The following is an 8,508-nucleotide window of genomic DNA, read 5'->3' on the forward strand; positions in this document are numbered from 1 at the left end:
TGTCATACCTCGCAAAAGAATGCGTGTAGGGAAGATCCTGCTAACTCCTTTAATCATTGGTCACAGATACGGTTTGTTGTCGTCATCCTATATTCGACAAAAAATAGTTCAAGTCGGCTTTAAAAATTTGCCGGTGTCGGATACAGCCGAATTAGGTCGCAAACATGCTGACGCATTTATTCCGAACGTTTTACGTCCTGAAGCCATCGAGCGCTTGAACTGGCATAAAGCGCGTGGCGATCGGATAGTCATTGTTTCTGCTTCGCTTACCGTTTATCTCGGACCATGGTGTGAAAAGATGGGCTTTGAACTGTGCGGAGTCAATCTTGAGGAAAGAGAAGGTCTGCTGACTGGTCATTATCTGGATGGTGACTGTACCGGTAGAAAAAAAGTTGAAAGAATCCGAGCATTAATTAAGCTAGATGAATTTGAACACATTTATGCATACGGTGATACGGCAGAAGATATTGAGATGCTTGATTTAGCAGATAGTAAATTTTTCAATTGGGAAAAGGTTAGTTAGTAGATATTCGTCATACATTGCGAATTCAGTCCGCTTTGAGCGAAAAGCGGACCAACTACAGCCCCAGTAGTAGCCGCGCATTCGCTCAATTACTAATTTCTAGCTAGGATCTATTCGTTAGAAAGCTTAGTTAAACTTTCTGGGACAAAATATGCTCGGTGTTGATATAGCCAAGAAGGCAATAATGCATGAGCTAGTGCCTCATTACGCAACTGCTGACTGATGTTTTGGTCAGCCACAAAGTCGCTCTCATCGAAGTCATAGTGACCGGTTTTATCCTCTCCAGGAGTTAAAATCGCTACTCCTTTGGGTGTCATCCATGCGTAGTTATTACCAAATTGCATCATGGCACGATTAGCCGGTGGCACGTTATCATTCGAAATGTCCTGGCCTATCGCCGGGGTCCAAGCTGAAACGCCTGCAAGCGAGATAACCGTAGGCATTAAGTCAATCTGACTGGTAATTTCATCAATCTCTTTGGGTTGAATAGAGCCACCCAGAATGAGTCCTGGAATACGAAACTTTTGGATCGGAACTAACTCGTTTCCATAGACGCGCGTATCGTGATCAGCGACAATCAAAAAAATCGTATTTTCCCAGTAATCACTCGCCTTTGCTTTGTTGATAAACTTACCCAGCGCAAAGTCAGCATATTTGACAGCGTTTTCTACCGAGTTCTTGGGCGCAGAATAGAGCTCGACTTCATCGTCTGGAAACTCAAATGGTTCGTGGTTTGATGAGGTAAACACCAAGCTAAAGAAGGGAGCTCCCTTTTTAGTTAGCATCTCAAACCTTTTATGAGCGGTATTAAACAGGTCCTCATCGCTCGCTCCCCAGCTACCGACAAACTTGGGGTTATCAATGTCACTCTGACCAAGAATAGACTGAAAACCATTACTTGCGAAAAAACTTCCCATGTTGTCAAAGTGGGTTTCACCACCATAAATAAACTCAGTGAAGTATCCCTCACGCGACAACAGGTCAGCAGCGGTATAAAAATTTTGCTGAGACAGTGAAAGTTTCACGGTACTTCTTCCCGGTGTGGGTAAGAAGCTTGAAATAACCGCCTCAATACCACGAACTGACCGAGTGCCAGTTGCGTAAAGCTGCTGAAACCACCACCCTTCCTTACTAAGTCGCTTTAGGTTTGGTGTGACATTAATCCCACCGAGATCTTCAACAAAAGTCGCACCTAAACTTTCCTCCAAGATAACGACAATATTTTTGGGTTTGTCGAAGCTCCGGGAAGCTTTATTAAAGTGCACTGTGGGGTATTCGTCAGATGGAAATGCCTTGCCTGCTAAGTGTGGCTGGCTTTTAACTATGTTAAGAATTTTCTCTAAACTGGCATCACCGTATATACGAGAGGCATTTTCCTCGTGCCTCATGCTGTAAATTGCGTATTCAAGCGAATAGGCCGAACTGATAACTAAACTATTCACCAAAGCATCCGATGTCACCGCAAAAAATGCTGGGTTCGCCGGGCGATGCGCTAACGTTGACCGCACACCGGCAAAAACAATTACCATCAAAAGCGGCCAAACAATAAGCGCCCTGCCAGTGTATTGTTTATGACCATAAGTTGTCTGGTTCAGTCGCTTAGCAAGCTTACCGAGTCCGAATAAGCAAATACCCAACACTACCGCGGTCAAAAGTAACCAGACTTTAAACCCTCCCCAAAGGGTGCTTAACACTTCCCTCGGGTACTCTAAATACTCAACAAACAGACGGTTAGGTCGCAAGTCGTATTGCATAACAAAGGCGGGCGTTGAGACCTCCATAAACGTGATATAGGTGATAGCAATAATCAACCAAACGCTTTGAACTGTTTGCCAAGCCCTCACACCCCAGCGATTTAAAAATAATGGCGCGAATAGCAATAAAGGTAGCGTCAGATAACCCATCTGAACGATGTCTGCTCTGAGGCCCATTAACATCAAGTAACTGAGCTCTCCTGCCTCAGTTACGCGTTCAAACTGCCATATAAATAATAGTAAGCGACTAACACTCAGGATAATTAGACCCAGCGAAAAACCCGCTATAAGCGTCCGGTATTGGAATAGCGACGACTTCAGTTCTTTTAATAAAGGTGTATTGCTCATTAGTAGCCCAACTTAGCTCTGATAATGAACGCGATACTAAAGAACGAACCTTAAGCTGAACTTAATATTGACTGTTTACTATGCAGTTTTTATTTCTCAAGAGGTGACTATGAAACCAGGAAAAACTGGCATAGCCCGAATCATCGATGCAACGCAATATTCCATGAAAGGGCTCAGAGCGGCGTGGTGTTTTGAAGCAGCTTTTCGACAAGAGGTACTTTTATTGTTGGTGTTGTTGCCAGTTTTAGTGATAGCAGAGCTTGAGCTTTCAGAGCGGTTGCTAATGTTCATGTCATTGCTTGGTTTACTTATTACGGAGCTACTAAACTCCGCCATTGAAACGGTTGTCGACCGCATTGGCGCCGACTTTCACGAGCTCAGCGGTCGAGCAAAGGACATCGCCTCGGCTGCAGTATTCATTGCTATCTGTCAGTTCATCGTCGTTTGGGTAGCTGTATTATGGCCGCTTTAAAGTCCATGACGGTTTGGAGGCGTTGGGCAAGTGTTTTGGCGGTTTTTGTCGCTATATTACTGGTCGTAGAATTTCTAGAGCTTAAGTTTTTAGTCGCCAATGCGTTATACCAGCTTGAAGGGGGACAGTGGTCTTTAAGGCACCACTTTATCACTGAAACGATTCTTCATGACGGTATACGGAAGCTTAATCTCGCATTTGTAGTGCTTGTCCTAGCCTTAACCGTGGCTCAGTTCTTATCAAGCAAAGGGGAAAGCAAGCGGCGCCGGTATGTATTGTTACTCTTATCGGTTTTGTTGTCTTTTGGTTTAGTGAATTACCTCAAGGCGATGCTTGGTATGGACTGTCCTTGGGATTTGCAGTTATACGGAGGAGTCAAACCATATATCAGTTTATGGTCGTTCAACGACACTCATTTTGGCTTGGGTCGGTGCTTTCCTTCGGGACATTCAAGTATTGGCTTTGCCTGGATTGCTCTGTACTTTTTCTGGCGTAAAAACAGGCCTCTTCTTGCGAAAGCTTCGCTAATTCTCGCACTTTCTTCCGGCTTTTTACTTGGAGCTGTTCAACAGCTGCGGGGCGCGCACTTCTTTATTGATGACATAACAACAGCATTCATCTGTTGGAGTGTTTCTTTATTTATCTTTCATATAGGTGAGCAATATGCAGCGACTGACGCTTAATTTTCCAGTTCTATTAATACTCGTTGCGGCTTGGCTTGCTCTAGCATACTCGGGTCCTCTTGTGAGTGCGTTGAGTGAATACGGGGTTCATGGGTTCACGCAAGTCAAACTGATGGTGTTCATTGCTTTTTTCTATACTGTTGCGCTCGCCATCAGTCGATGCGTTAATGCTTTTAAGCCATTCGCAATATTGTTGTTTGTTCTTGCTGCTCCTGCACTTTTTTACATGTCGGAATATGGCATTATCATTGATGCAGATATGATAATTAATGCAATTGAGACCGATACGGCTGAGGCTCGTGAACAACTCTCGGGAAGTTTTTTTGAAACCTTCATAACACTTGGTGTTATCCCATCGCTATTGCTGGCGTATATAAAACTCCCCACTTCCAGTGCGACAACAAAAATAAAACAAGGTCTTGCAGCGGCGACTTGCTTTTCAATATTAGCGGTCGGTATCGCTTACACCAGTTATGACGACTTCGCGTCTTTATTTCGCAACCATCGAGATGTGAAGTACAGAGTTGCTCCTTTCAACGTCATATCATCAACCGTCTCGGCTTTGAAACGAAAACTAGAAACCCCAACTCAATTTATAAGACTAGGGCAAGATGCCGTTCAGGTAGGTACGTCTGAAAAACCGAGAGTCATGGTAATCGTTTTGGGTGAGACAGCGCGTGCGGATCATTTTGCAATCAATAACTATGCTCGACCGACAACGCCTTCACTGAATGCGCTCATGACATCAGAGCCAATATTCAGCTATAAAAAAGCTACGTCTTGTGGAACGGCAACTGCTATTTCAGTGCCGTGCATGTTCAGTTTTTTAACCGCTGATAATTACTCGGATGTTGCTAGAAACTCGAGTAATGTATTAGATGTTTTAGAAACTGCTGGTATTAATGCAACATGGATAGAAAATAACTCTGGCTGCAAAGATGTCTGTAACCGAATTAAAACCGTCAAAATGAGCGAATCCCGATGTGAAGAATGGCAATGCTATGATATAGATATGCTCGAACAACTCAAATCTTGGTTAAGCAATTTGCATCAAGACTCAATTATTGTGCTTCATCAAATGGGAAGTCACGGGCCTGCCTATTACGAACGGTCGCCTAACGAAATGAAACGGTTTTTACCCGAATGTAAAAGCCAAGAGCTGTCGAATTGTTCTGTGGATGAAATCACTAATGCATATGACAACAGTTTGCTCGTGACCGACCAACTGGTAAGTCAGGTCATAAAGTTATTGAAAAGCCACACTGAACTAGACAGCAGTATGATGTATGTATCTGACCATGGTGAATCACTCGGTGATAACGGTATCTATCTGCATGGCTTGCCTAACTGGATAGCTCCAGAAGAACAGCGCCACATACCCTGGATAGTATGGCCGTCCGACATATTCAGTGTAAGTAAACACGAAACGAGCGCTACTATCAGCCATGATAATTTCTCGCACACGATCCTGGGCTACTTTAATGTTGAAGCCTCTGTTTACAACGAACACCTTGACTTGACTAAACCTGATGGACGGTACGCACATGCGTTTGCTACTACTAGAAGATGATAGGCATTTGGCGGAAGGAATAATCAAGGGTCTGAGCCGAATGGGATACTTAGTTGAACTAGCGGCAAACTTGTCTCAAGCTGAGAGCGCCCTTAGGACAGATAAATTTGATCTTGCAATATTTGATCTCGGACTGCCCGATGGAAATGCCGTACCACTGATTAAAAAGTTAAGGAAAGCAGGCCAAGAAATCCCGATTCTCGTACTTACAGCGTGGGATGATATTGATACTAAAGTACTGGCATTAAACGAAGGCGCCAACGACTATGTGGTTAAGCCTTTTGAATTACGCGAATTAGAAGCGCGTATTCGAGTGCAGGTTCGCAAAGCAAACCAGCACTTAAACGATATTATAACCTGTGGGCAGCTGACTATTAACCTATCATCACAGGAATGCCGTTTTCGTGACAAAACGATTAATTTAACTCGACTTGAGTGGCTGCTACTGAAACAGTTAGCGCTGCATAAAGGAAAAATAGTGAGTAAAGAGCAATTAGCCAGTGCGTGCTATGGGTGGGAAGGCGATCATGAGAGTAATTCGTTGGAAGTGCACATCCACTATTTACGCAAGAAAATCGATGGTAGCCTTATCTCAACTATAAGAGGTCTAGGTTATCGCTTACAAGATGGATCATCATGAGCCTGTGGTCACTTCGTCGTTCATTGGTTGTTGGCATCAACTTAGCCGTTGTTACTGTACTCGCCGCCACCGCGTGGGCTAGCTACCGAGATATTTTGCATGAGCTGGATGAGGTTTTTGATGCGCAACTGGCTCAAACCGCAAAGTCACTCGCGACATTTTATGCGCCGCCCAAAAATAAACTGTCAGTCACTCAAATAATTCCGATATCCGCATATGATGATGTCGGTGAGGGTAGCTCCACTGAAGAGAAAGGTCCCAGCGGTCATAAATATGAGTCTAAGATTGGCTACCAAATTCATGGTGTTGACGGTAATTTGCTGGCTTCAACAAACCAGCCTCAATCATTGAGCCTTAAGGGTTTAGAAGCCGGTTACCATACATTAAAGAGTGACAAAAACACGTGGTTTATCTTTAGCTACTTCGAGGAATCGAAAGACATATGGGTTCATACTTTTCAGCGTCAGGATGTTCGAGGTGAGCTGAGTGGCTATTTAGCCTCAGAGCAACTCTATCCACTATTATTAATGTGGGTTCCAATAAGCCTAATAATACTGTTCATCGTTTATATTGTCCTAAAACCCGTAAACCGTTTTGCTGCCGACCTAAGAGCTAGGGAGTTAAATAACTTGTCGCCAGTTGAGTCCGAGCTACCCAATGAGTTGGTTCCGATCCGGCAAGCACTAAATCGGTTGTTGCATCAAATTAAAATGTTTTCGGAACGCGAAAAGCGGTTTGTCGCTGATGCTTCTCACGAACTGCGCACACCGTTAAGCGCAATCCAAGTACACGCCGAAAATGTCATTTCAGCTGATTCACTTGGCGATGCCAAGCACTCTGGCAAGTCAATTTTTTACTCCGTGGAGCGAATGTCACGCCTCGTTAATCAACTATTGTTGTTGAACCGGCTTGATAGCCTAAACTTTACTGAAAAGTTTGAGGAAGTTGAAATCAGTAAGTTGGTCTCTTTGGCGCTAAATAACTTACCAATTAATAAAGTGGAAAATCACCAGTGGCACATTGATGTTTCCTCTATTCGAATAATTTGCGACGAAACTCTTATCGTTAGCGCTTTAACCAACCTGTTGTCCAATGCAATGAAATTTTCGCCGAAAAATTCGAAAATACAGATAGTCGCGACCGAGGCGGCTAATAGAGTCATTATCAAGGTTGCTGATGAAGGCAAGGGCGTCCCTGAAGAAATACTTGAGCGCTTGGGAGAGCGTTTCTATCGACTTCAAGAGCATAGTGGTGTATCAGGATCTGGTTTAGGCCTGTCGATTACACATAAGATAGTGCAACTGCACCATGGAAAAATTTCATTCAACAATGCCTACACCACAGGCCTTGAAGTACATATAGAGTTACCTAAGTGAAACTTTGGAGAATTGAGCGTATTTTACTGTTGGTCCCCCTAACGATTAATATCATGAGATTCTAACGTCCGCTCTTGGCACTGTGCAGACCGTCCTCCCTTTAAAATCGCATAATTTGAGTTTTGCCCTACACTAGAGTAAGCCAATATCGGCATAACCTAGAAAAGGAGAGTTCTATGGCTGTTAGACATACGCCCGAATCCGGAGAGAGCGTTGTTCATCAGGGCCGAAAAGGTGGAAGAACTGGGTGCGGTGAAGATACGACTGTCAAACCATCGCATTGGAGCAACACTACCGCGCCGGTAACCTGCAAACGAAATGGCTGCAAAAACTGAAGCCAATAAAAAGGGCTAGCATCAAGCTAGCCCTACTTTGTCGAATATTGATTAGCAGCCACTTCAACTGTCCAGTGTCATATCCTGCGTAAATGGTTGGTCTTTTTCATCGTGCTCTGACAGGTAATTAAAGTGCCAGATAATGTCGGCCGAGACTTGTCGGGCTTCCGCATATTTATGGATAAAGTCATTTACCATGTAGCGATACCTTGGAAATTCAGAGCTGAATTCGAACGCTTTCAACAGGTCAGATACACGCTCGTCATGCTCAAGATTAAGACGCCCTTCGGCCGCACTGAAGGCATAATGGAAAGCCAAGTCCTCTGATTTAAGTGGCCATTCGTCCATATTTTCAGGAAACAATGAGTACGCCAGTCGGTACTCAGAGCATACGCACCCCACAGACGCGAAGTATTGCAGAAGCCCCTGCACTTCCGCTGAAGGTTTCAGTAAGTTATAACCCCTAAATGTTGGCTTGCGGTATAAGACAAGCTCACCATCGGTGTGGTGAAGCTGGCTTTGTATTTCCATTTCAGCTTTTTCCAGTAATTCGTCAGGCGCTAAACCGACAAAACTCACAAGTTTAATGGTCATATGTACCTCTCTTTAAATCGGTATTAAGGACTACGCTTTGGACGCACCAAGTTTTCCGCGAAGCTCTGCGTTTTCAATCAGTAACTGCGCGTTTTGCTCAGCCAGCGTGTCCCGCTCGGTTTGTATTTCGTCGAGCTCATCCTCGAGCTTTTCAACGCACTCTACGGCTGACTGCTCGCTTTCCTCGTAGTCGCTAATTGCTGCGGCATGATT

General features: G+C 44.2%; 8 protein-coding genes and 1 pseudogene. 6 read left to right on the forward strand and 3 right to left on the reverse strand.

Features of this window, described 5'->3' with window-relative positions:
* Positions 1-523 (forward strand): HAD-IB family phosphatase (locus B3180_RS12705; protein WP_286844933.1); only part of this gene is annotated, 523 nt, incomplete at its 5' end.
* Positions 524-633: 110 nt separating this feature from the next.
* Here the strand turns inward: B3180_RS12705 and B3180_RS12710 are convergent.
* On the reverse strand, positions 634-2,625 hold the full coding sequence (locus tag B3180_RS12710; RefSeq protein WP_126752672.1) for an LTA synthase family protein: 1,992 nt from the start codon (positions 2,623-2,625) through the stop codon (positions 634-636).
* Positions 2,626-2,734: 109 nt separating this feature from the next.
* Here B3180_RS12710 and B3180_RS12715 point away from each other — a divergent pair, with 109 nt between their 5' ends.
* Genes B3180_RS12715 through B3180_RS12735 form a run of 5 tightly spaced genes read left to right on the forward strand, consistent with a single transcriptional unit; the run spans position 2,735 to position 7,366 of the window.
* Positions 2,735-3,097: a diacylglycerol kinase gene (locus B3180_RS12715; protein ID WP_110076790.1), complete on the forward strand. Its 363-nt coding sequence runs from the start codon at positions 2,735-2,737 to the stop codon at positions 3,095-3,097.
* Entirely contained in the window at positions 3,085-3,780 is a 696-nt protein-coding gene (locus B3180_RS12720; protein WP_278358538.1) for a phosphatase PAP2 family protein, read from the forward strand. The genes B3180_RS12715 and B3180_RS12720 overlap by 13 nt, the downstream gene beginning before the upstream one ends.
* Positions 3,761-5,350: a phosphoethanolamine transferase gene (locus B3180_RS12725; protein WP_278358537.1), complete on the forward strand. Its 1,590-nt coding sequence runs from the start codon at positions 3,761-3,763 to the stop codon at positions 5,348-5,350. The genes B3180_RS12720 and B3180_RS12725 overlap by 20 nt, the downstream gene beginning before the upstream one ends.
* A gap of 40 nt (positions 5,351-5,390) precedes the next feature.
* Positions 5,391-5,990 (forward strand): winged helix-turn-helix domain-containing protein, encoded by a 600-nt coding sequence (locus B3180_RS12730; protein ID WP_232709775.1) that lies wholly within the window; start codon positions 5,391-5,393, stop codon positions 5,988-5,990.
* The gene (locus B3180_RS12735) at positions 5,987-7,366 is read left to right on the forward strand and encodes an ATP-binding protein (RefSeq protein ID WP_100691541.1); all 1,380 of its coding nucleotides are present in this window, start codon (positions 5,987-5,989) and stop codon (positions 7,364-7,366) included. Before B3180_RS12730 ends, B3180_RS12735 begins: the two co-directional genes overlap by 4 nt.
* 398 nt (positions 7,367-7,764) lie before the next feature.
* On the opposite strand, the gene B3180_RS12740 is transcribed toward B3180_RS12735, so the two are convergent.
* Entirely contained in the window at positions 7,765-8,295 is a 531-nt protein-coding gene (locus B3180_RS12740; protein ID WP_278358536.1) for a hypothetical protein, read from the reverse strand.
* 30 nt (positions 8,296-8,325) lie between these two features.
* Positions 8,326-8,508 (reverse strand): annotated as a pseudogene (locus B3180_RS12745) (hypothetical protein); the annotation flags it as partial.

It is taken from the genome of Idiomarina sp. UBA4206 (assembly GCF_002383015.1).
Lineage (GTDB): Bacteria > Pseudomonadota > Gammaproteobacteria > Enterobacterales > Alteromonadaceae > Idiomarina > Idiomarina abyssalis.

Coding starts and splice junctions, on each gene's coding strand:
- B3180_RS12710 (WP_126752672.1), bottom strand. CDS start 2,625: ATGAGCAATACACCTTTATTAAAAGAACTGAAGTCGTCGCTATTCCAA.
- B3180_RS12735 (WP_100691541.1), top strand. CDS start 5,987: ATGAGCCTGTGGTCACTTCGTCGTTCATTGGTTGTTGGCATCAACTTA.
- B3180_RS12725 (WP_278358537.1), top strand. CDS start 3,761: ATGCAGCGACTGACGCTTAATTTTCCAGTTCTATTAATACTCGTTGCG.
- B3180_RS12730 (WP_232709775.1), top strand. CDS start 5,391: ATGGGATACTTAGTTGAACTAGCGGCAAACTTGTCTCAAGCTGAGAGC.
- B3180_RS12720 (WP_278358538.1), top strand. CDS start 3,085: ATGGCCGCTTTAAAGTCCATGACGGTTTGGAGGCGTTGGGCAAGTGTT.
- B3180_RS12715 (WP_110076790.1), top strand. CDS start 2,735: ATGAAACCAGGAAAAACTGGCATAGCCCGAATCATCGATGCAACGCAA.
- B3180_RS12740 (WP_278358536.1), bottom strand. CDS start 8,295: ATGACCATTAAACTTGTGAGTTTTGTCGGTTTAGCGCCTGACGAATTA.